Consider the following 21,643-nt stretch of genomic DNA (forward strand, 5'->3'; position numbering starts at 1 on the left):
GAGTCTCCTTTGTTCTTTGAGCGCCATGGTGGTGGTGAGCGAGTAATCCTCGTTCACTTGGATGGACAGGACCCTGAGGCGCGCGAAGATCCGCAGGAGTTTCAGGAGCTGGCAAATTCGGCCGGCGCCGAGACCGTCGCGTTTTTTAACGTGCCGCGTCATCGGCCAACCGCCAAATTTCTGATTGGCAGCGGCAAGGTCGAGGAACTGCGCGACCTGGTCCATGCCGAAGAAGCCGATCTGGTTATCTTCAATCACATCCTCACGCCCAGTCAGGAACGTAACCTCGAACGTGTTTTCGAGTGTCGCGTGATTGACCGTACCGGTCTGATTCTCGATATCTTCGCCCAACGCGCCCGTACCCATGAAGGCAAGCTCCAGGTCGAACTGGCCCAGCTTGACCACATGAGCACCCGCCTGGTTCGCGGCTGGACGCACCTTGAGCGTCAGGGTGGCGGTATCGGCATGCGTGGACCGGGTGAAACCCAGCTCGAAACCGACCGGCGTCTGCTGCGGGTGCGCCTGCGCCAGATCAAGGGCCGGCTGGAGAAGGTGCGCAGCCAGCGCGAGCAATCGCGACGCGGCCGTACCCGTGCGGATATCCCTACCGTGTCCCTGGTGGGCTACACCAACGCCGGTAAATCCACGCTGTTCAACAACGTGACCAAATCGGACGTGTACGCGGCAGACCAACTGTTCGCCACCCTTGACCCGACCTTGCGCCGTCTGGAACTCGACGACCTGGGGCCGATTGTGCTGGCCGACACTGTGGGCTTCATCCGCCACTTGCCGCACAAGCTGGTCGAGGCATTCCGGTCTACGCTCGAAGAGTCGAGCAACTCCGACCTGCTGCTGCACGTCATTGATGCGGCCGAGCCTGACCGGATGTTGCAGATCGAGCAGGTCATGGTAGTACTGGGTGAGATTGGCGCCCAGGACTTGCCGATCCTCGAGGTCTATAACAAACTCGATTTGCTTGAGGGTGTGGAGCCGCAAATCCAGCGCGACGAAAACGGCAGGCCCCAGCGGGTCTGGCTGTCGGCGCGGGACGGTAGCGGTCTGGAATTGCTTGAGCAGGCGATTGCCGAGTTGCTCGGTGGCGATTTGTTCGTCGGTACCTTGCGCTTGCCTCAGCGTTTTGCTCGACTGCGTGCTCAGTTCTTTGAGCTGGGTGCCGTACAGAAAGAAGAACACGACGAAGAGGGTGTCAGCCTGCTGGCTGTTCGTTTGCCTCGTTCGGAGCTCAATCGGCTGGTGAGTCGTGAGGGCGTTGTACCGACGGAGTTCCTCGAACAACACACTTTGCAATAAAAGCCTGAGAAAGCGGTTGTGCCGCTGTGGCAGGCATTCTGTAGCATTGGTCGGCGCGCCGTGGGTGCGTCTTTGCTTTATCAGATGGAGAGCGCTATGGCTTGGAATGAGCCGGGTGGCAACTCGAATAATCAGGATCCTTGGGGTGGTAAACGCCGCAATAATGGCGACCGCAAGGGGCCACCAGATCTCGACGAGGCCTTCCGAAAGCTGCAGGAAAGCCTGAATGGGTTGTTCGGTGGTGGAAAAAAACGTGGTGGTGACGACGGCGGTCGCACAGGCAAGGGCGGCGGCTACGGCCTGCTTGGCCTGGGCCTCGTGGCGCTGGCGGCTGTCTGGCTGTACAGCGCGGTCTATGTGGTGGACGAGCAGGAGCAAGCCGTGGTGCTGCGCTTCGGCAAGTACTACGAGACTGTCGGCCCCGGCCTGAATATCTACTTCCCGCCGATCGACAAGAAGTACATGGAGAACGTCACGCGTGAGCGTGCCTACACCAAGCAGGGCCAGATGCTGACCGAAGACGAGAACATCGTCGAAGTGCCGCTGACCGTGCAGTACAAGATCAGCAACCTGCAGGACTTCGTGCTTAACGTCGACCAGCCGGAAATCAGCTTGCAGCACGCGACCGAAAGCGCCCTGCGCCACGTAGTGGGTTCCACTGCGATGGACCAGGTGCTGACCGAAGGCCGTGAACTGATGGCCAGCGAGATCAAGGAGCGCCTGCAACGGTTCCTCGATACCTATCGCACCGGTATCACCGTTACCCAGGTCAACGTACAGAGCGCAGCGGCACCGCGTGAAGTGCAGGAAGCCTTCGATGACGTGATCCGCGCCCGTGAAGACGAGCAGCGTTCGCGCAACCAGGCTGAAACCTACGCCAACGGCGTGGTGCCGGAAGCCCGTGGTCAGGCCCAGCGCATCCTTGAAGATGCCAACGGTTACCGCGACGAAGTCGTGTCCCGCGCCAAGGGTGAGGCTGACCGCTTCACCAAGCTGGTGGCCGAGTACCGCAAGGCACCGGAAGTCACCCGCGAGCGTCTGTACCTAGACACCATGCAGGAAGTCTTCACCAACACCAGCAAGGTTCTCGTGACCGGCAACAAAGGTGGGCAGAACAATCTGCTGTACCTGCCGCTGGACAAGATGATCGAAGGTGGTCGTAGCGCCGGCAGTACTTCGTCTTCCGCCAGTTCGACTGCCGCTGCCAACGAAGCGAGCGCCCGTGCGGCCGCTGACTTGCAGCAACAGCAAACACGTTCCCGGGAGAGTCGTTGATGAGCAATAAATCGCTGACCGCCCTGATTGTGGGCGTCGTCGTGGTCATCGCTGCCTGGAACTGCTTCTACATCGTGGCTCAGACCGAGCGTGCGGTGTTGCTGCAATTCGGGCGTGTGGTCCAGGCTGATGTCCAGCCGGGCCTGCATGTGAAAGTCCCCTACGTCAACCAGGTGCGCAAGTTTGACGCCCGCCTGATGACCCTGGATGCACCGACACAGCGTTTCCTGACCCTGGAAAAGAAAGCCGTGATGGTTGACGCCTACGCCAAGTGGCGCGTCAAGGATGCCGAGCGCTTCTACACCGCGACTTCCGGCCTCAAGCAGATTGCCGACGAGCGTTTGTCCCGTCGTCTGGAATCGGGCCTGCGTGACCAGTTTGGTAAGCGCACCCTGCACGAGGTGGTATCCGGTGAACGTGATGCGCTGATGGCTGACATCACCCGTTCGTTGAATACCATGGCGGAAAAAGAGCTGGGTATCGAAGTGGTCGATGTTCGGGTCAAGGCCATTGACCTGCCCAAGGAAGTGAACCGCAGCGTGTTCGAGCGTATGAGCACCGAGCGTGAGCGTGAGGCGCGTGAGCACCGTGCCAAGGGTAACGAACTGGCTGAAGGTATCCGTGCGGATGCCGACCGTCAGCGTCGCGTACTGTTGGCAGAGGCCTATCGTGAGTCTGAAGAGGCTCGTGGTGATGGTGATGCCCAAGCAGCGTCGATCTACGCCAAGGCTTATGGCCAGGACCAGGAGTTCTACGCGTTCTACCGTAGCCTGCGTGCCTACCGTGAAAGCTTTGCGAACAAAACCGATGTCATGGTGCTGGACCCAAGTAGCGATTTCTTCCGCTACCTGGAAAAGTCCAAGTAACCCGCTGACTGGCTGGTTCCACTCCGTCGGGCGGCTAAAACGCTCGGCGGGGTGATCCTTTCGGAAAACGGGTGTATGATGCGGCAGCCGGGAAATTCCCGGCTTTTTTGCGTCTGCATGTTTGATTGTTGTTGTGCGTTGCAGGCGTGACAGGTTTTTCGAGGAAAGTGCCCGACGAGGCCGTCTACAGGCCATTCGTCACGTCGCTCTTGCGCGTGGTTTATGCAGGGGCCGGGTATTTTCTGCTTCACTCAAGGCTCGCCCAAGGGCAGGCCGGGTCATAGGGGAATGGCGTAATGGCAACGGTAGACCGCTGGCTGCTGCCAGATGGCATCGAAGAAGTACTGCCACCAGAGGCTGCGCGTATTGAAATCGCGCGTCGCCAGGTGTTGGATCTGTTCCAGAGCTGGGGTTACGAGTTTGTCGTGACTCCCCATATCGAGTACCTGGAATCCCTGCTGACCGGCGCGGGCCAGGACCTGGATCTGCGCACCTTCAAGGTCATCGACCCGCAATCGGGCCGGCAAATGGGCTTTCGCGCCGACATCACGCCGCAAGTGGCGCGCATTGATGCGCATACCTTGCGTCGTGAAGGGCCGAGCCGCCTGTGCTACGCCGGCAGCGTGCTGCATGCGCAACCGCGCGCCTTGTCATCGTCCCGTAGCCCGATCCAGTTGGGCGCCGAGTTGTATGGCGATGCGAGCCCAAGCAGCGACGTTGAAGTCATCAGCCTGATGCTGGCGATGCTGCAACTGGCCGATGTGCCGGATGTCCACATGGACCTGGGGCATGTCGGTATCTACCGTGGCCTGGCCCGTGCGGCCGGTTTGTCCGGCGAAGTGGAGCAGCAGTTGTTCGATGCCCTGCAGCGCAAGGCCATCGACGAAGTGATCGCCCTGACCGAAGGCGTGCCTGCCGACCTGGCTGGCATGCTGCGTGCGCTGGTGGACCTGTGTGGTGGTCGCGAAGTGCTGACCGCTGCCCGTGATCGCCTGGCCAACGCGCCGGCCCCGGTGCTGGCGGCCCTGGACGACGTGCTGGCGATTGCCGAGCAGTTGTCGGCGCGCTTCCCGCAACTGCCGTTGTATTTTGACCTGGGTGAGTTGCGCGGCTACCACTACCACACCGGTGTGGTGTTCGCGGTGTTTGTTCCGGGCGTTGGCCAAGCCATCGCCCAGGGCGGTCGCTATGACGATATCGGCGCCGACTTCGGTCGTGCCCGTCCGGCGACTGGCTTTTCCACCGATTTGAAAACCCTGGTGACCCTGGGGCGTGCTGAAGTCGAGCTACCGTCTGGCGGTATCTGGATGCCAGACAGTACGGACGCGGCACTCTGGCAGCAGGTCTGCCAGTTGCGCAGTGAGGGTCAGCGTGTCGTCCAGGCCTTGCCTGGGCAGCCATTGGCCGCCGCCCGTGAAGCGGACTGCGACCGGCAATTGATTCAGCAGAACGGGCTTTGGCAAGTATCGCCACTGGCTTCTTGAGTTTTCCTGCCGGCCAACGCCGGCACCAAGTTTGCGCGAATGAGGACAAGTGTTATGGGTAAGAATGTCGTAGTCCTGGGCACCCAATGGGGTGATGAGGGCAAAGGCAAGATCGTTGATCTGCTGACCGAACATGCTGCCGCCGTAGTGCGCTACCAAGGTGGCCACAACGCTGGCCACACCCTGGTCATCGATGGCGAAAAAACCGTCTTGCACCTGATCCCGTCGGGCGTGCTGCGCGAAGGCGTGCAGTGCCTGATCGGCAACGGCGTGGTGGTTGCACCTGACGCCCTGCTGCGCGAGATCACCAAGCTGGAAGAGAAAGGCGTACCGGTGCGCGAGCGCCTGCGTATCAGCCCGTCCTGCCCGCTGATCCTGTCCTTCCACGTTGCGCTGGACCAGGCCCGTGAAAAGGCCCGTGGCGAGCTGAAGATCGGCACCACCGGTCGCGGTATCGGCCCGGCCTACGAAGACAAGGTTGCACGTCGTGGCCTGCGTGTGGGCGACCTGCTCAACATGCCGCGCTTTGAAGACAAGCTGCGTGAACTGGTGGATTACCACAACTTCATGTTGGTCGGTTACTACAAAGAGCCAGCCATTGAGTTCGACAAGACCCTGGCCGAGTGCAAGGAATACGCCGAGCTGCTCAAGCCGCTGATGCTGGACGTGACTGCCGAGCTGCACGACCTGCGTCGCGCCGGCAAAGACATCATGTTCGAAGGTGCCCAGGGCTCGTTGCTGGACATCGATCACGGTACCTACCCGTACGTGACCAGCTCCAACACCACCGCTGGCGGCGTTGCGACGGGCTCGGGCGTTGGTCCGATGTTCCTGGACTACATCCTGGGCATCACCAAGGCCTACACCACGCGCGTAGGTTCGGGTCCGTTCCCGACTGAGCTGTTCGACGACGTCGGTGCGCACCTGGCCAAGCAAGGTCACGAGTTCGGCGCGACGACCGGTCGTGCCCGTCGTTGTGGCTGGTTCGATGCTGTCATCCTGCGTCGCGCTATCGACGTGAACAGCATCTCGGGCATCTGCCTGACCAAGCTGGACGTACTCGACGGCCTGGAAACCATCAACATCTGCGTCGGCTACAAAGACGCAGAAGGTAATGATGTTGCCCCGACCGACGCTGACAGCTACGTGGGCCTGCAGCCTGTGTACGAAGAAGTGCCGGGCTGGAGCGAGTCGACCGTGGGTGCCAAGACCCTGGAAGAACTGCCAGCTAACGCCCGCGCCTACATCAAGCGCGTTGAAGAGCTGATTGGCGCGCCGATCGACATTATTTCGACGGGCCCGGACCGCAACGAGACCATCGTTTTGCGTCATCCGTTCGCTTAATAAGCTGTTGATGTAAAAAGCAAAGGGTCCCTTCGGGGGCCCTTTGTCGTTTCTGCGGTGCGCACGGCACGACCCTTGCTATGTTTCTCTCTTTCGCGGTGCTATCAATTTAATGGCACCCGTGGTGGAGGGATTCCCGATGTCTGCCGTTCTCTCATTGTTACAAAGCCGGCTGTTGAGGCCGGTGTTCGTTACCCTTGGTATCGCTCTTTTGGTGCAAGTGCTGGTGGCGGTCGCCCTGACCCGGAGCACAGTCACGGCCCTGGAAGCCGATTTGGGCAAACGCCTGGGTGTGGACAGCCAGAAACTGTCGGGCGAATTGACCCAGGCCGGCAAGGAAGTGACGTCCAGCCTGGATAGCTTGTCGGCCAGCACCAGCGACCGTCTGACGGCCGGGCTTTCTGCGCGGTTGAAGCAAGAGCAGCAGCAACTGCGTACGACCCTGGAAAAGGACCTGAAGGACTCTGCCAATGACATGGCGCAGTTGCTGGCCTCGGTTGCACCCCGTGCAATGTGGGACAGCGATGTTCCGGCGTTGTCGGAGTTCGCCCGGCGTGCCCAGCGCAATCCCAATGTGCTGTTTGTGGTGTATGACGACGCCACAGGCCAGCACCTGACCCGTTATTTGAACCGGGAAAACCCGATCAACAAGGCGCTCCTGGAAAAAGGCCAGGGCGACCGTGCGCTGGATAAAGTGTTGAATGCCGCGAAAAACGACCCTTCGGTGTACTACGTCGAAGCGTCCATCAGCCCCAATGGTGTAGAGATCGGCAAGGTGCTGATGGGGGTTTCTACTGCAGCGGTCGAGGCGGATCTGGCGGCGCTGGACCAGCGTTTTGCCGCGCTGATCGCCAGTGGCGGTCAATTGGTGGGCGATAGCCTCAAAGGCGCGGCGGCGGACAGTGCGGCGGCCATGGGTGCCCGTCTGCAGTCGGCGCAGGCCACGGCCACGCAAATGACCGCTAATACCTCCAGCGCCGTACAAGAGGCCGCGCAGGCCCTGCGCTGGCGTATCGGCCTGGGTCTGGCGGTGGTGGGCCTGGGTGTGCTGTTGCTGATTGCCGTGGTGCTGGGGCGGCGGGTGGTCAATCGCCTCAAGCTGCTGATCGCGGCCATGGATGATTTGGCGGCCGGTGACGGTGACCTGACCAAGCGTGTGCAGATCAACAGCAAGGATGAAATCGGCGCCATGGCTTCGGCGGTCAATCGGTTTGTGGATAAGTTGCAGCCCATCGTGCGCGAGGCGGGGGATGTGGCCCAGCGTACCGGCGTGGAAATCGGCGCGATGACCCTGCGCAATGCCGGCGCCGATGCCGCAGCAGGTTTGCAGCGTGATGAAGTGGCCGAGAGCCTGCGGGCGCTGTCGCAAATGGCTGACGAGGCCCAGGCTGAAAGCCATGCCATGCAGGCCGCGTTGCAGCAGGTGGTGGATATCCGTCAGGCCACGGATGAAAACTCCCGTACTTCGGCCGAGGTCGGCAGTTTGATCGAGGCCTTGGCCGGGCAGGTGCAGGCCGGCTCCAAGGTGATCGAGCGCCTGGCCCAGCAAAGCGAGCAGATTGAAGTGGTGCTGACGGTGATCCACGGCATTGCCGAGCAAACCAACCTGCTGGCCCTGAATGCCGCCATTGAAGCAGCGCGTGCTGGTGAAACCGGGCGGGGTTTTGCGGTGGTGGCAGACGAAGTGCGGGCGTTGGCCAGTAAAACCCAAAGCTCTACCGGTGATATCCAGGCGCATATCGTGGCGTTGCAGCAAGGCGCGCGCGAGGCGGTGGAAACCATCGGCAAGGCCGGGCGCCAGGCCAGTGAGGGGCTGCTGGTGCTGCGCGAAAGTGTGCGCTTGCAGCAAACGGTGCAAGACTCAGTGGAGCAGGTGCATGCGGCGATTGGCCTGGCGACCCGGGCTGCCGAACATCAGGCCCAGGGCGCGCATGCGGTGCGGGGGCGGGTCGAGGTGATCCATGCCCAGGCCGAGCGCGCAGCGCAGGCGGTGGTGGAAACCACGGCCAGTGGCAAGGTGCTGGATGGGTTGGCGGCGCAGTTGAAGGCCAGCCTGGGGCAGTTCCGGGCCTGAGGTTGGCGGCTCGGGCCTTATCGCGGGCAAACCCGCTCCAATGTGGGAGCTGGCTTGCCTGCGATAGCGCTCTCAGCGGCTCAGATACATCCGTGTCGTGAGCAGGTAGACAGGCAACCCCGACACCAGAATCAACAGCGCCGCATAAGGCGCCGCCGCCGCAAACTCCACATTCGAGGTGTGCGCCCACACCGCCGTGGCCAGGGTATTCAACCCGGTTGGACTGAGCAGCAAAGTCGCGGTCAACTCCTTCATCGCATCGAGGAACACCAGCGCAAACGCCGCGCCCAATGCCGGAAAGATAATCGGCAGGGTCACCCGACAAAACGCGCTGAACGACGATGCGCCGAGGGTGCGGGCGGCCTCTTCCAGTTGCGGTGCAGCCTTGTTCAGGGCGGTACGGATCGGCGCCTGGGCCAGTGGCAGGAACAGCAGCGCGTAGGCGATCAGCAGCAACGCCGAGGTCTGATACAGCGCCGGCACGTAATGCAGGGCGAAATACACCAGGGTCAGGGCAATCACCAGGCCGGGCAGGGCGTGCAGCAAGTAGGGCAGGCGTTCGGCCCACAGCGCCAGTTGGCCTTTGTAGCGCACCACCAGAAGACCCACCGGTAAGGCCAGCGCCAGGCAGAGTGCCGCGCCGCCCAGGGACAGCGCCAGGGAGGACAGCAGCGCCTCGCTGATCTCGGCTATCGGGAAGGCTGCTGAAGAACCCACGGCCAGCCAGTAGCCGAGCATCCCCAACGGAATGCCACTGCCAATGATCGCCAGCATCAGGCAGTACAGCTGGCCCAATGGCGCCCATCTGCCCAGTCGAACCTGTTCGGCATGCCGCGCCGCGCCTTGTCCGGTGCGCACATGCCGGCCCTTGCCGCGCACGCGCAGTTCCAGCCACAGCAGGGTCAGGCACATGACCAGCAGCACCGCAGACAGCATCGCCGCATTGGCGTTGCTGAACTCCAATTCGAACTGTTGGTAGATCGCCGTGGTGAAGGTCTGCAGGCCGATGATCGACAGGGCGCCGAACTCCACCAGCATATGCAAGGCGATCAACAGGGCGCCGGCCAGCAGCGACGGCCACAGCAACGGCAGGGTGATGCGAAAAAACACGCTCCAGCGATTGAGCCCCAGGGTGCGGGCCGACTCTTCCAGGGACGGGTCCAGGTTGCGCAGGGTGGCCGCCACCGGCAGGAACACCAGGGGGTATTTGGACAGGGTCATGACCAGGATGGCGCCGCCCAGGCCTTCGAACTGGGCGCTCAGGGATACCCAGGTAAAGCTGCTGACAAACGCCGGCACGGCAAACGGCAGGCACAGGATTACGCCCCAGATCCGCCGGCCCGGCAGGTTGCTGCGCTCCAGCAGCCAGGCCAGGGACAGGCCGATCACCGCGCAGGCGACGGTCACGCCGACCATTAATGCCAAGGTGTTGCGCAGTAGCCCGAACACATACGGGCGCCACAGCAGATGCACAGCCTCGGCCCAGCCGGCTTGCCAGGCCTTGAGGCCCACATACACCAACGGCAGCAGGCTCAAGCCCACCAGTAACAAGACCGGCAGCAGCAGCCAGATTGATGGGCGTTTGCGCCGGGGGCTAAAGCCCCCGCGCAAGGCGGGGGCGGATTGCGATGGGGTCATCAGTTCAAGCCAACGTCACGTTCCAGCTCCAGGGCTTCTTCAGCGTTGCCCAGGTCGGCGGGAGTGACTTTGGGCGGTTGCAGTTCTCTGAATGGCTTGAGGCCGCGGTTGGACTGCATGCCCTTGCGCAGCGGGTACTCGGCGGAGGTGTTGGTGATGACCCGCTGGCCTTCTTCGCTGGCCATGAACGCCAGCAGTTGCTGGGCTTGCTTGGGGTGCTTGCTGGATTTCAATGCCGCTGCTGCCGATACGGTGATCAGGCCGCCAGCATCGCCATCGGTGAAGTAGTGCAGTTGCGAATCCAGGTTGGTTTTTTCCTTTTTCAGGGCAAACCAGTAGTAGTTATTCACCAGCACCGTCGCTACTTCGCCGTTTTCCACAGCTTTGAGGGCGACCATGTTATTGCTGTAGACCTTGCCGAATGCGCGCAGCCCGGTCAGCCATTCTTCGGCGGCATCGCGACCATGCAGTTTGATGATGGCCACGGCCTGTTCCTGGAAGGCGCCGCTGGTGGGGACGAAGCCCACTTTGCCCTGCCACTCGGGGTTGGCGAAATCCAGTACCGACTTGGGTAGCTCTTCTTCCTTGATCAATTTCGGGTTGAAGGCCACTACCCGGGTACGTGCGGTGACGCCCATCCAGGCGCCATTGGCAGCCACGTATTCCTTGGGCAGGACATCCAGGGTGCTGGCGTCGATAGTGGCCAGCAGACCTTGTTCGCCAAGTTTGTTCAGTGGCGGGGATTCTTCGGTGTAGATCACGTCGGCGGGGGAGCGCTCACCCTCTTCGACGACCTGGCTGGCCAGTTGGTTGCTGCTGCCCTTGCGTACATTCACATGAATGCCGGTCTTGGCTTCGAAGGCCTTGGCGAGTTCATCGCCGACTTCCTTGTGCTGGCCGTTGTACAGGGTCAATTCAACCTTGTCGGCCGAGTAGGCGGTGGGAGAGAGCAGGGTCAGGCCGAGCAGAGTGATGGTCAGGCCACGCAGAAGGGATGTCTTGAGACGGATATCGCGGATCATCATCCGGGGTGTTCCTCACTTGAGTGCAACAAATCATTGCAAGGATAAACGATAAAACTTCTCAAGTGCGGGCGCAGCGGGAATTGCGGGTGGAGTTTTTAAACCCCAGAAACGAAAAAACCCGCTTTCGCGGGTTTGATCTGAATTTGGTGCCCAGGAGAAGACTCGAACTTCCACGACCTTGCGATCACCAGCACCTGAAGCTGGCGTGTCTACCAATTTCACCACCTGGGCATTATCAAGCAACGTTGCCGCTGTTGATGGGGCGAACTATACGGCGGGCTTTTTGATCTGTAAACCCCTGATTTGATTTTATAAATCAACTTTTGGGTTAAAAATCAAAGGGCTATAACGCAAAAACCCGCTTTCGCGGGTTTTTGTGAGACTCAAGGCGCAAACCTCAAGTTTTGAATTGGTGCCCAGAAGAAGACTCGAACTTCCACGACCTTGCGGTCACCAGCACCTGAAGCTGGCGTGTCTACCAATTTCACCATCTGGGCAGTATCTTCAACGTTGCCGTCGTCGATGGCGCGCACTATACGGAGTGGCTTTTGAGCTGTAAACCCCCGTCATCAAAAAAGCCTGGAAAATTTCGCAGGCGGTCACGCAAGGTGGTTTTGCGCGGCTATAAAACGCATTTGCGGGCTAGTTATTGCTTGAAATTTCCCGTTTCAATACGCGTATGCCAAACTAACCCACATATAGACAAGGTGAAAACTCTCTAATGGCCGATTGGCAGTCCCTCGATCCCGAGGCCGCTCGTGAAGCGGAAAAATATGAAAACCCTATTCCTAGCCGCGAACTGATCCTGGCGCATCTCGCCGATCGGGGTTCGCCTGCTAGCCGCGAGCAGCTGGTTGAAGAATTCGGTCTGACCACCGAAGACCAACTCGAAGCACTGCGCCGCCGCCTGCGCGCCATGGAGCGCGATGCACAGTTGATCTACACCCGTCGCGGCACTTACGCGCCGGTGGACAAGCTCGACCTGATCCTTGGCCGCATTGCCGGTCACCGTGACGGCTTCGGCTTCCTGATCCCTGATGACGGCAGTGACGACCTGTTCATGAGCCCGGCGCAAATGCGCCTGGTGTTCGATGGCGACCGTGCACTGGCGCGCGTGTCCGGCCTGGACCGTCGCGGTCGACGCGAAGGCGTGATCGTCGAAGTGGTGTCCCGTGCCCACGAATCCATCGTCGGTCGCTACTTCGAAGAAGGCGGCATCGGCTTCGTGATTCCGGACAACCCGAAGGTTCAGCAGGAAGTGCTGGTGACCCCGGGCCGCAATGGCGCCGCCAAGGTCGGTCAGTTCGTCGAGGTGAAAATCACCCACTGGCCAACCCCGCGCTTCCAGCCACAGGGCGATATCGTCGAAGTGGTCGGCAACTACATGGCGCCGGGCATGGAAATCGATGTTGCGTTGCGCACCTACGATATTCCTCACGTCTGGCCTGAGGCTGTGCTCAAAGAAGCCGCCAAGCTCAAGCCGGAAGTCGAAGAAAAAGACAAAGAGAAACGCATCGACCTGCGTCATCTGCCGTTCGTCACCATTGACGGCGAAGATGCCCGCGACTTCGACGATGCTGTTTACTGCGAAGCCAAGCCCGGCAAGCTGCGCCTGTTCTCCGGCGGCTGGAAGTTGTTTGTCGCGATTGCCGACGTATCCAGCTACGTGAAGATCGGTTCGGCCCTGGATAACGAAGCCCAGGTGCGCGGCAACTCCGTGTACTTCCCTGAGCGCGTAATCCCGATGCTGCCTGAGCAGCTGTCCAACGGCCTGTGCTCCCTGAACCCGAAAGTCGACCGTTTGGCCATGGTGTGCGAGATGACCATCTCGAAAACCGGCGAAATGACCGACTACCAGTTCTACGAAGCGGTGATCCACTCCCAGGCCCGCCTGACCTACAACAAGGTCAGCACCATCCTGGAAACGCCGAAAACCAGCGAAGCCAAGGCTTTGCGCAGCCAGTACGCTGACGTAGTCCCACACCTCAAGCAGCTCTACTCGCTGTACAAGGTGTTGCTGGGCGCACGTCATGTCCGTGGCGCGATAGATTTTGAAACCCAGGAAACCCGAATCATCTTCGGTTCCGAGCGCAAAATCGCGGAAATCACGCCGACCACCCGCAATGACGCGCACAAGCTGATCGAGGAATGCATGCTGGCGGCCAACGTGGCCACCGCCGAATTCCTGAAGAAGCACGAGATTCCTGCGCTGTACCGGGTGCACGATGGTCCGCCACCGGAGCGCCTGGAAAAACTGCGCGCCTTCCTGGGCGAGCTTGGCCTGTCCCTGCACAAAGGCAAGGATGGCCCGTCGCCGAAGGATTACCAGGCTCTGTTGGCCAGCATCAAGGACCGTCCGGACTTCCACCTGATCCAGACCGTGATGCTGCGTTCCCTCAGCCAGGCGGTGTACAGCGCCGACAACCAGGGCCACTTCGGCCTGAATTACGAGGCGTATACCCACTTCACCTCGCCGATCCGCCGTTACCCGGACCTGCTCACGCACCGCGCCATCCGCAGCGTGATCCATTCCAAGCAGAACACCCCGCACGTCAAGCGCGCCGGTGCCATGACCATTCCGAAGGCACGGATCTATCCGTACGACGAAGCGGCCCTGGAACAGTTGGGCGAGCAGTGCTCCATGAGCGAGCGCCGTGCCGACGAAGCCACCCGTGACGTAGTGAACTGGCTCAAGTGCGAGTTCATGAAGGATCGCGTAGGCGAGTCGTTCCCAGGCGTGATCACCGCCGTGACCGGTTTTGGTCTGTTCGTCGAGCTGACCGACATCTACGTCGAAGGCCTGGTGCACGTCACCGCCTTGCCGGGTGACTACTACCACTTCGATCCTGTGCATCACCGCCTGGCGGGCGAGCGCACCGGTCGCAGCTTCCGTTTGGGCGATACCGTAGAAGTACGGGTCATGCGCGTCGATCTCGACGAACGCAAGATCGACTTCGAGATGGCTGAAAAAACCCTCGAGGCGCCGATTGGCCGCAAAAAACGGGGTGCCGAAACCACAGCTCCGGCGAAAAAAGGCGCTCCTGCGAAAGCTGCAGCGGCTGCCGAGCCTGCGCCGGCCAAGCCTGCGCGCCGCTCCTCGGCCAAGGAAAAGGTCAGCGACGCGTACCGCCCCAGTGATGCGGCGGCGAAAAACGCCGAGTTGCGCAAGAGTCGCGAGTTGAAGCAGCAGTTGCTCAACGAAGCCAAAAGCGGTGGTAAAGCGGCGTCTGGGGGAAAGTCCCAGGCCGCCGACAAGCCGTCGAGCAAACCGAGTAAACACCGTAAAGGCCCGCCAAAAGCGGGTTCGGCCCCTGCCAAGAGCGGCGGGTCGCGCAAACCTAAGGCCAAGTCATGAGTCTGGAAAAAATCTACGGCGTACACGCCGTAGAAGCGTTGCTGCGTCACCACCCCAAGCGCGTCAAGCAAGTGTGGTTGGCCGAGGGTCGTAGCGAGCCGCGCGTTCAAGCGTTGGTCGAGCTGGCCAACCAGAATAAAGTTGCCATCGGCCAGGCCGAGCGGCGCGAAATGGACGTCTGGGTCGAAGGCGTGCACCAGGGCGTGGTGGCGGACGTGAGTCCGAGCCAGGTCTGGGGCGAGGCCATGCTCGACGAGCTGCTCGACCGCACCGAAGGCGCGCCGCTGTTACTGGTGCTGGACGGCGTGACCGACCCGCACAACCTTGGCGCCTGCCTGCGTTCGGCGGACGCTGCCGGCGCGCTGGCGGTGATCGTGCCGAAAGACAAGTCGGCTACCTTGACCCCGGTCGTGCGTAAAGTCGCCTGCGGCGCAGCGGAAGTGATTCCGTTGGTGGCCGTGACCAACCTGGCGCGCACCCTGGAAAAACTCCAGCAGCGCGGCTTGTGGGTCGTGGGTACGGCGGGGGAGGCCGAGGTCAGTATCTATGACCAGGACCTCACCGGCCCGACCATCCTGATCATGGGTGCTGAAGGCAAGGGCATGCGGCGCCTGACCCGAGAGCATTGCGACTACCTGGTGCACTTGCCGATGGCCGGTAGCGTCAGCAGCCTCAACGTTTCAGTCGCGACGGGCGTCTGCCTGTTCGAAGCTCAGCGCCAGCGTGGCGCCAAGGCCAAGTCCAAGAAGTAATTTTGAGCCTGGCATAGATGCAAAATGTGGGAGCTGGTTTGTGTGGGAGTCGGGCTTGCCCGCGATGCGGGCACCTCGGTACATCAGTTGTACTGAGGTGATGCTATCGCAGGCAAGCCAGCTCCCACACAAGTTAGCTCCCACATTGGTTTTTGGTCAAATAATCACCAATTGCCTTGCGCCCTTTCTCCCCCTTCTCTACAATTGCGCCCCTTGCCTTCCCGGCGGGCACGCATGTGCCTCCCAGCGGCAAGATTCCTAAGTGTCATTCACTCCTTGTCTGACCGTTTTTGAGCGGCAGGCTACAACCCGTAAGGAGCATTCATGCGTCATTACGAAATCATCTTTTTGGTCCACCCGGATCAAAGCGAGCAAGTCGGCGGCATGGTAGAGCGTTACACCAAGCTGATCGAAGAAGACGGCGGCAAAATCCACCGTCTGGAAGATTGGGGCCGTCGTCAACTGGCCTACGCAATCAACAATGTTCACAAGGCTCACTACGTGATGCTGAACGTTGAGTGCACTGGCAAGGCCCTGGCCGAGCTGGAAGACAACTTCCGCTACAACGATGCAGTGATCCGTAACCTGGTCATCCGTCGCGAAGAAGCCGTTACCGGCCAATCCGAGATGCTCAAGGCTGAAGAAAACCGCAGTGAGCGCCGTGAGCGTCGCGACCGTCCTGAGCACGAAGGCGCTGAAAGCGCTGATAGTGATGACAGCGACAACAGCGATAACGCTGACGAGTAATCCACGGACCTTATTAAGGAGCCTATCAAATGGCACGTTTCTTCCGTCGTCGTAAGTTTTGCCGCTTCACCGCTGAAGAAGTGAAGGAGATCGACTACAAAGATCTCAACACTCTGAAAGCCTACGTATCCGAGACCGGCAAAATTGTTCCAAGCCGTATCACCGGTACCAAAGCTCGTTATCAGCGTCAGCTGGCCACCGCTATCAAGCGCGCCCGCTTCCTGGCCCTGCTGGCCTACACCGACAGCCACGGCCGCTGAGACCGGGCAGTCGACAAGTAGTAAGGGATTGAATGCATGCGCGCCTTAGCTGAGTTCATCATGCGCGGTCGTGTGCAGGCCACTCTGGTAGTGGCTGGATGTGCTGCATTGCCGTTGTTGTATTGGTTGGGTGCTGCCGCAGGAAGCCTTGTGCTGCTGCGGCGCGGTTTGAAGGACGCCCTGGGCGTTCTTGCCCTGGGGTTGCTGCCGGCCTTGATCTGGTGGCTGCAATTCGACGATCCACGGGTACTTCTGGTACTGCTGGGGTCTTCGAGCCTTGCGTTGGTTTTACGCGCAAGTGAGTCCTGGGTCCGTACGCTGCTGGTCAGCGTGGCATTGGGAGTGGTGTATTCAGTGGTGCTTGGCGCGGCTTTCCGCCCGCAAATCGAGGCGCTGTCGCAGGAGTTGGTAAAAATCCTGCCACTGGCCCTCGGGGATCTCTACCAGCAATTGTCGGTAGATGAGCGAGCGCGCATGGCCACACTGATTGCTCCGGTCCTTACCGGCCTGATAGCGGCACTGTTGCAGATCGTCAGTGTGCTGAGCCTGATTCTTGGGCGCTACTGGCAGGCGTTGTTGTATAACCCGGGTGGTTTTGGTCGCGAGTTTCGCAGTATCAGAATCCCCGCAGGACCAGCGATGTTGCTGCTGGCGTGCATGCTTGTAGGGCCGAACTTTGGTCCGCAAATGGCCATGTTGACGCCGTTGTGCAGCGTACCGCTGGTGATTGCCGGGCTGGCCCTGATGCACGGGCTGGTGGCGCAAAAGCGCCTGGCCAAGTTCTGGCTGGTGGGGTTGTACGTGACGCTGTTGCTGTTTATGCAACTGATCTATCCGTTACTCGTGGTCTTGGCCATTGTCGACGGCCTGATTGATTTTCGCGGTCGTCTGGCGCCGAAAGACGCCGATAACGCGAACGGTGAAGGTTAAAAGTTAGAGGATTTTCACATGCAACTGATCCTTCTGGAAAAAGTCGCCAACCTGGGCAACCTGGGCGACAAAGTAAACGTTAAGGCCGGCTACGGTCGTAACTACCTGCTGCCATACGGCAAAGCCACCGCTGCAACCGCTGCCAACCTGGCCGCGTTTGAAGAGCGTCGCGCTGAGCTGGAAAAAGCCGCAGCAGACAAGAAAGCTTCGGCTGAAACCCGTGCTGCCCAACTGGCCGAGCTGGAAGTGACTATCACTGCCACCGCCGGTGACGAAGGCAAGCTGTTCGGTTCGATCGGCACCCACGACATCGCTGATGCACTGACCGCCTCCGGCGTTGAAGTGCAGAAGAGCGAAGTTCGTCTGCCGAACGGCACCATCCGCAACGTAGGCGAATTCGACGTAGCCGTGCACCTGCACGCTGAAGTTGAAGCCACCGTACGCGTTGTCGTGGTAGCAGCTTAAGTAGCACCTAACTGACTGGCACCTCGCGTGCCAGGCGGTTAACATCGGGCACGATCCTGTTTACAGGTCGTGCCTTTTGTTTTTTTCACACCCCCTAATTCCAAGTGGCCATGAACGATATTTCAGCTCCTGAGCAATACGATCTGCAAACCGCTGCCCTGAAGGTGCCGCCGCATTCCATCGAGGCCGAACAGGCCGTGCTCGGTGGCTTGATGCTGGATAACAACGCCTGGGAACGTGTGCTCGATCAAGTCTCGGACGGTGATTTCTATCGGCATGACCACCGCCTGATCTTCCGCGCCATTGCCAAGCTGGCCGACCAGAACTCACCGATTGACGTGGTGACCCTGGCCGAGCAACTGGACAAGGAAGGCCAGACCTCGCAAGTCGGTGGCCTCGGCTACCTCGGTGAGCTGGCAAAAAACACCCCGTCCGTCGCCAACATCAAGGCCTATGCCCAGATCGTGCGCGAGCGGGCGACCCTGCGCCAGTTGATCGGCATCAGCACTGAAATCGCCGACAGTGCCTTTAACCCTGAAGGTCGCACCGCCGCCGAGATCCTCGACGAAGCCGAACGGCAGATCTTCCAGATCGCCGAGGCCCGCCCGAAAACCGGCGGCCCGGTCAGCGTCAACGACCTGTTGACCAAGGCCATCGACCGTATCGACACCTTGTTCAACACTGACAACGCCATCACCGGTATTTCCACCGGCTACACCGACCTCGACGAGAAGACCAGCGGCCTGCAGCCGTCCGACCTGATCATCGTCGCCGGCCGTCCATCCATGGGTAAGACGACCTTTGCGATGAACCTGGTGGAAAACGCCGTGTTGCGCAGCGACAAGGCCGTGCTGGTGTACTCCCTGGAGATGCCAGGCGAATCGCTGATCATGCGTATGCTCTCGTCCCTGGGCCGGATCGACCAGACCAAAGTGCGTGCCGGTCGCCTGGAAGACGACGACTGGCCGCGCCTGACCTCGGCGGTCAACCTGCTCAACGACCGCAAGCTGTTTATCGACGACACCGCCGGTATCAGCCCGTCCGAGATGCGTGCGCGTACCCGGCGCCTGGTGCGTGAGCACGGCGATATCGCCCTGATCATGATCGACTACCTGCAGTTGATGCAGATCCCCGGCTCCAGCGGCGACAACCGGACCAACGAGATTTCCGAAATCTCCCGGTCCCTCAAAGCCCTGGCCAAGGAATTCAACTGCCCGGTGGTGGCGTTGTCCCAGCTCAACCGTTCCCTGGAGCAGCGTCCCAACAAGCGCCCGGTGAACTCCGACTTGCGTGAATCCGGAGCGATCGAGCAGGACGCCGACGTGATCATGTTCGTGTACCGCGACGAGGTGTATCACCCGGAAACCGAGCACAAGGGCATTGCCGAAATCATCATCGGCAAGCAGCGGAACGGGCCGATCGGCTTTATCCGCCTGGCGTTCATCGGTAAGTACACGCGCTTCGAGAACCTGGCGCCGGGCAGTTATAACTTCGACGACGACGAATAGTTTCCAGCGTCTATAAGGGCCCTGTCGCAGGCAAGCCCGCCCGCACATTTGAAAGCATTCACCATTCAAGTGTGGGGGTGGGCTAGCCCGCGATGGAGTCAGCACAATTCCGACCATTACCGTCGGAATTGGTCAAATTTTGTGCTATATTCCGCGCCCGCGATTTTTCATCTCAACACCGGTCACCGTCATGCAAACAGCCAAGCCGTTATTTGACTATCCCAAGTACTGGGCCGAATGTTTCGGTCCAGCGCCATTCCTGCCCATGAGCAGGGAGGAGATGGATCAGCTTGGCTGGGATTCATGCGACATCATCATCGTCACCGGTGATGCCTACGTGGACCATCCTTCGTTCGGCATGGCGATCATTGGCCGGCTGCTGGAGTCCCAGGGCTTCCGCGTCGGGATCATTGCCCAGCCCAACTGGCAGTCCAAAGACGACTTCATGAAGCTCGGCGAGCCGAACCTGTTCTTCGGCGTCGCGGCCGGCAACATGGACTCGATGATCAACCGCTACACCGCCGACAAGAAAATCCGCTCCGACGACGCCTACACCCCTGGCGGCATGGCCGGCAAACGTCCGGACCGTGCGAGCCTGGTGTACAGCCAGCGCTGCAAGGAAGCCTACAAGAACGTGCCGATCGTGCTCGGTGGCATCGAAGCTTCCCTGCGCCGCATCGCCCACTACGACTACTGGCAGGACCGGGTGCGCAACTCGATCCTGATCGACGCCACCGCCGACATCCTGTTGTACGGCAACGCCGAGCGGGCGATTGTCGAAGTTGCCCAGCGCCTGTCGTGGGGCCACAAGATCGAAGACATCACCGACGTGCGTGGCACCGCGTTCATTCGCCGTGACACGCCAGCGGGCTGGTACGAAGTGGACTCCACCCGGATCGACCGCCCGGGCAAGGTCGACAAGATCATCAACCCGTACGTGAATACCCAGGACACCCAGGCCTGCGCCATCGAGCAGGAAAAGGGCCCGGTTGAAGACCCGGAAGAAGCCAAGGTCGTACAGATCCTCGCCAGCCCGCGCATGACCCGCGACAAGACCGTGATCCGCCTGCCATCGGTGGAAAAGGTCCGTGGCGACGCAGTGCTGTATGCCCACGCCAACCGCGTGTTGCACCTGGAAACCAACCCAGGCAACGCCCGCGCCCTGGTGCAGAAGCACGGTGAAGTGGACGTGTGGTTCAACCCACCGCCCATTCCCATGACCACCGAAGAAATGGACTACGTGTTTGGCATGCCTTACGCCCGTGTCCCGCATCCTGTGTACGGCAAGGAAAAAATCCCGGCCTACGACATGATCCGCTTCTCGGTGAACATCATGCGTGGCTGCTTCGGCGGCTGCACCTTCTGCTCGATCACCGAGCACGAAGGCCGGATCATCCAGAACCGTTCCGAAGAGTCGATCATCCGCGAGATCGAAGAGATCCGCGACAAGGTCCCAGGCTTCACCGGGGTGATTTCCGACCTTGGCGGGCCGACCGCGAACATGTACCGCATTGCCTGCAAGAGCCCGGAAATCGAATCCGCGTGCCGCAAGCCGTCCTGCGTGTTCCCGGGCATCTGCCCGAACCTGAACACCGACCACTCGTCGCTGATCCAGCTGTACCGCAGCGCCCGTGCCTTGCCGGGTGTGAAGAAGATTTTGATCGCTTCCGGCCTGCGTTACGACCTGGCTGTGGAGTCGCCGGAATATGTCAAAGAGCTGGTGACCCACCACGTCGGTGGCTACCTGAAGATCGCCCCGGAACACACCGAGGAAGGTCCGCTCAACCAGATGATGAAACCGGGCATTGGCAGCTATGACAAGTTCAAGCGCATGTTCGAGAAGTACACCAAGGAAGCGGGCAAGGAGCAGTACCTGATCCCGTACTTCATCGCCGCCCACCCCGGCACCACCGATGAAGACATGATGAACCTGGCCCTGTGGCTCAAGGGCAATGGCTTCCGCGCCGACCAGGTGCAGGCGTTCTACCCGTCGCCAATGGCCACCGCCACCGCGATGTACCACTCGGGCAAGAACCCGCTGCGCAAGGTCACCTACAAGAGCGACGCGGTGACCATCGTCAAGAGCGAAGAACAGCGCCGTCTGCACAAGGCGTTCCTGCGCTACCACGACCCCAAAGGCTGGCCGATGCTGCGTGAAGCGCTGACCCGCATGGGCCGCGCCGACCTGATCGGGCCGGGCAAGGATCAGTTGATTCCGCTGCATCAGCCGTCCACCGACAGCTACCAGAGCGCCCGTCGCAAGAACTCGACGCCGGTGGGCAGCCATAAGGTCGCCAAGGAAACCACCACCAGGATCCTCACCCAGCACACCGGCCTGCCGCCTCGTGGCAGCGACGGCAGCAACCCGTGGGACAAGCGCGAACAAGCCAAGGCCGCGGCCATGGCCCGCAACAAGCAGGCGGCTAAAGAGCGCACCGACGCGGCCAAGGGCAAAGGCAAGAAGCCTGCGCGTAAGCCGGTCGTACCGCGTTGATCGCAGCCTGAAATGCAAAACGCCAGCCTCGTGCTGGCGTTTTGCTTTCTAGCGGGTGGGAAACCTGTTTGTTAAGGTGGCGCCCATTGAATCGCCTTCGCGAGCAAGCCCGCTC

Annotated in this window: 16 protein-coding genes and 2 tRNA genes; 14 read left to right on the forward strand and 4 right to left on the reverse strand. The window is 60.7% G+C overall.

Annotated elements, in window-relative coordinates:
* Positions 1-9: 9 nt before the first annotated feature.
* The 6 genes from hflX (at position 10) to HBR94_RS07885 (ending at position 8,354) form a co-directional block, all read left to right on the forward strand.
* The gene (hflX, locus tag HBR94_RS07860) at positions 10-1,311 is read left to right on the forward strand and encodes a ribosome rescue GTPase HflX (protein ID WP_029299582.1); all 1,302 of its coding nucleotides are present in this window, start codon (positions 10-12) and stop codon (positions 1,309-1,311) included.
* Positions 1,312-1,407: 96 nt separating this feature from the next.
* Positions 1,408-2,586 carry an FtsH protease activity modulator HflK gene (hflK, locus tag HBR94_RS07865; protein ID WP_115127254.1) on the forward strand — a complete coding sequence of 393 codons (1,179 nt, stop codon included), beginning with the start codon at positions 1,408-1,410 and terminating at the stop codon, positions 2,584-2,586.
* Positions 2,586-3,452 carry a protease modulator HflC gene (gene hflC / locus HBR94_RS07870; protein WP_017849753.1) on the forward strand — a complete coding sequence of 289 codons (867 nt, stop codon included), beginning with the start codon at positions 2,586-2,588 and terminating at the stop codon, positions 3,450-3,452. The genes hflK and hflC overlap by 1 nt, the downstream gene beginning before the upstream one ends.
* Positions 3,453-3,748: 296 nt before the next feature.
* Positions 3,749-4,936 (forward strand): ATP phosphoribosyltransferase regulatory subunit, encoded by a 1,188-nt coding sequence (locus HBR94_RS07875; RefSeq protein WP_057958153.1) that lies wholly within the window; start codon positions 3,749-3,751, stop codon positions 4,934-4,936.
* 54 nt (positions 4,937-4,990) lie between these two features.
* Positions 4,991-6,280: an adenylosuccinate synthase gene (locus HBR94_RS07880; protein ID WP_057437412.1), complete on the forward strand. Its 1,290-nt coding sequence runs from the start codon at positions 4,991-4,993 to the stop codon at positions 6,278-6,280.
* A 139-nt stretch (positions 6,281-6,419) separates the two neighbouring features.
* Positions 6,420-8,354, forward strand: a complete 1,935-nt coding sequence (locus HBR94_RS07885) for a methyl-accepting chemotaxis protein (RefSeq protein WP_120731399.1) — start codon at positions 6,420-6,422, stop codon at positions 8,352-8,354.
* Positions 8,355-8,426: 72 nt separating this feature from the next.
* Here HBR94_RS07885 and HBR94_RS07890 read toward each other — a convergent pair whose 3' ends face one another.
* From HBR94_RS07890 to HBR94_RS07905, 4 genes are all read right to left on the reverse strand, one after another.
* Entirely contained in the window at positions 8,427-9,992 is a 1,566-nt protein-coding gene (locus HBR94_RS07890; protein ID WP_120731401.1) for an iron ABC transporter permease, read from the reverse strand.
* The gene (locus HBR94_RS07895; protein WP_170044474.1) at positions 9,992-11,017 is read right to left on the reverse strand and encodes an extracellular solute-binding protein; all 1,026 of its coding nucleotides are present in this window, start codon (positions 11,015-11,017) and stop codon (positions 9,992-9,994) included. The genes HBR94_RS07890 and HBR94_RS07895 overlap by 1 nt, the downstream gene beginning before the upstream one ends.
* Before the next feature lie 144 nt (positions 11,018-11,161).
* A tRNA-Leu gene (locus tag HBR94_RS07900) sits at positions 11,162-11,248 on the reverse strand.
* A gap of 179 nt (positions 11,249-11,427) precedes the next feature.
* Positions 11,428-11,514: transfer RNA gene (locus HBR94_RS07905), tRNA-Leu, on the reverse strand.
* Between the two features lie 224 nt (positions 11,515-11,738).
* Here HBR94_RS07905 and rnr point away from each other — a divergent pair.
* The 8 genes from rnr to HBR94_RS07945 all read left to right on the forward strand — a co-directional run bounded on the left by rnr (position 11,739) and on the right by HBR94_RS07945 (position 21,528).
* Entirely contained in the window at positions 11,739-14,372 is a 2,634-nt protein-coding gene (gene rnr / locus HBR94_RS07910; protein ID WP_115127258.1) for a ribonuclease R, read from the forward strand.
* Positions 14,369-15,124, forward strand: a complete 756-nt coding sequence (rlmB, locus tag HBR94_RS07915; protein WP_057444490.1) for a 23S rRNA (guanosine(2251)-2'-O)-methyltransferase RlmB — start codon at positions 14,369-14,371, stop codon at positions 15,122-15,124. The genes rnr and rlmB overlap by 4 nt, the downstream gene beginning before the upstream one ends.
* A gap of 324 nt (positions 15,125-15,448) precedes the next feature.
* The gene (gene rpsF / locus HBR94_RS07920; RefSeq protein ID WP_003217491.1) at positions 15,449-15,871 is read left to right on the forward strand and encodes a 30S ribosomal protein S6; all 423 of its coding nucleotides are present in this window, start codon (positions 15,449-15,451) and stop codon (positions 15,869-15,871) included.
* Positions 15,872-15,900: 29 nt separating this feature from the next.
* Complete coding sequence (gene rpsR / locus HBR94_RS07925) at positions 15,901-16,131, forward strand: 30S ribosomal protein S18 (protein ID WP_003171373.1); 231 nt, start codon at positions 15,901-15,903, stop codon at positions 16,129-16,131.
* Between the two features lie 36 nt (positions 16,132-16,167).
* Positions 16,168-17,061, forward strand: a complete 894-nt coding sequence (locus HBR94_RS07930; RefSeq protein ID WP_057437422.1) for a hypothetical protein — start codon at positions 16,168-16,170, stop codon at positions 17,059-17,061.
* Positions 17,062-17,079: 18 nt separating this feature from the next.
* Positions 17,080-17,526: a 50S ribosomal protein L9 gene (gene rplI / locus HBR94_RS07935; protein ID WP_003171376.1), complete on the forward strand. Its 447-nt coding sequence runs from the start codon at positions 17,080-17,082 to the stop codon at positions 17,524-17,526.
* Positions 17,527-17,636: 110 nt separating this feature from the next.
* Positions 17,637-19,034 (forward strand): replicative DNA helicase, encoded by a 1,398-nt coding sequence (gene dnaB, locus HBR94_RS07940; RefSeq protein WP_017138451.1) that lies wholly within the window; start codon positions 17,637-17,639, stop codon positions 19,032-19,034.
* A gap of 190 nt (positions 19,035-19,224) precedes the next feature.
* On the forward strand, positions 19,225-21,528 hold the full coding sequence (locus tag HBR94_RS07945) for a YgiQ family radical SAM protein (protein WP_057958158.1): 2,304 nt from the start codon (positions 19,225-19,227) through the stop codon (positions 21,526-21,528).
* Positions 21,529-21,643: the final 115 nt, after the last annotated feature.

It is taken from the genome of Pseudomonas sp. WS 5412, assembly GCF_012985615.1.
GTDB classification, from domain to species: Bacteria; Pseudomonadota; Gammaproteobacteria; order Pseudomonadales; family Pseudomonadaceae; genus Aquipseudomonas; species Aquipseudomonas shahriarae.

Excerpts from the sequence above, each read along its gene's own strand:
- hflK (WP_115127254.1), top strand. The coding sequence starts at position 1,408 with ATGGCTTGGAATGAGCCGGGTGGCAACTCGAATAATCAGGATCCTTGG.
- hflC (WP_017849753.1), top strand. The coding sequence starts at position 2,586 with ATGAGCAATAAATCGCTGACCGCCCTGATTGTGGGCGTCGTCGTGGTC.
- HBR94_RS07875 (WP_057958153.1), top strand. The coding sequence starts at position 3,749 with ATGGCAACGGTAGACCGCTGGCTGCTGCCAGATGGCATCGAAGAAGTA.
- HBR94_RS07880 (WP_057437412.1), top strand. The coding sequence starts at position 4,991 with ATGGGTAAGAATGTCGTAGTCCTGGGCACCCAATGGGGTGATGAGGGC.
- HBR94_RS07885 (WP_120731399.1), top strand. The coding sequence starts at position 6,420 with ATGTCTGCCGTTCTCTCATTGTTACAAAGCCGGCTGTTGAGGCCGGTG.
- HBR94_RS07890 (WP_120731401.1), bottom strand. The coding sequence starts at position 9,992 with ATGACCCCATCGCAATCCGCCCCCGCCTTGCGCGGGGGCTTTAGCCCC.
- HBR94_RS07895 (WP_170044474.1), bottom strand. The coding sequence starts at position 11,017 with ATGATGATCCGCGATATCCGTCTCAAGACATCCCTTCTGCGTGGCCTG.
- rnr (WP_115127258.1), top strand. The coding sequence starts at position 11,739 with ATGGCCGATTGGCAGTCCCTCGATCCCGAGGCCGCTCGTGAAGCGGAA.
- rlmB (WP_057444490.1), top strand. The coding sequence starts at position 14,369 with ATGAGTCTGGAAAAAATCTACGGCGTACACGCCGTAGAAGCGTTGCTG.
- rpsF (WP_003217491.1), top strand. The coding sequence starts at position 15,449 with ATGCGTCATTACGAAATCATCTTTTTGGTCCACCCGGATCAAAGCGAG.
- rpsR (WP_003171373.1), top strand. The coding sequence starts at position 15,901 with ATGGCACGTTTCTTCCGTCGTCGTAAGTTTTGCCGCTTCACCGCTGAA.
- HBR94_RS07930 (WP_057437422.1), top strand. The coding sequence starts at position 16,168 with ATGCGCGCCTTAGCTGAGTTCATCATGCGCGGTCGTGTGCAGGCCACT.
- rplI (WP_003171376.1), top strand. The coding sequence starts at position 17,080 with ATGCAACTGATCCTTCTGGAAAAAGTCGCCAACCTGGGCAACCTGGGC.
- dnaB (WP_017138451.1), top strand. The coding sequence starts at position 17,637 with ATGAACGATATTTCAGCTCCTGAGCAATACGATCTGCAAACCGCTGCC.
- HBR94_RS07945 (WP_057958158.1), top strand. The coding sequence starts at position 19,225 with ATGCAAACAGCCAAGCCGTTATTTGACTATCCCAAGTACTGGGCCGAA.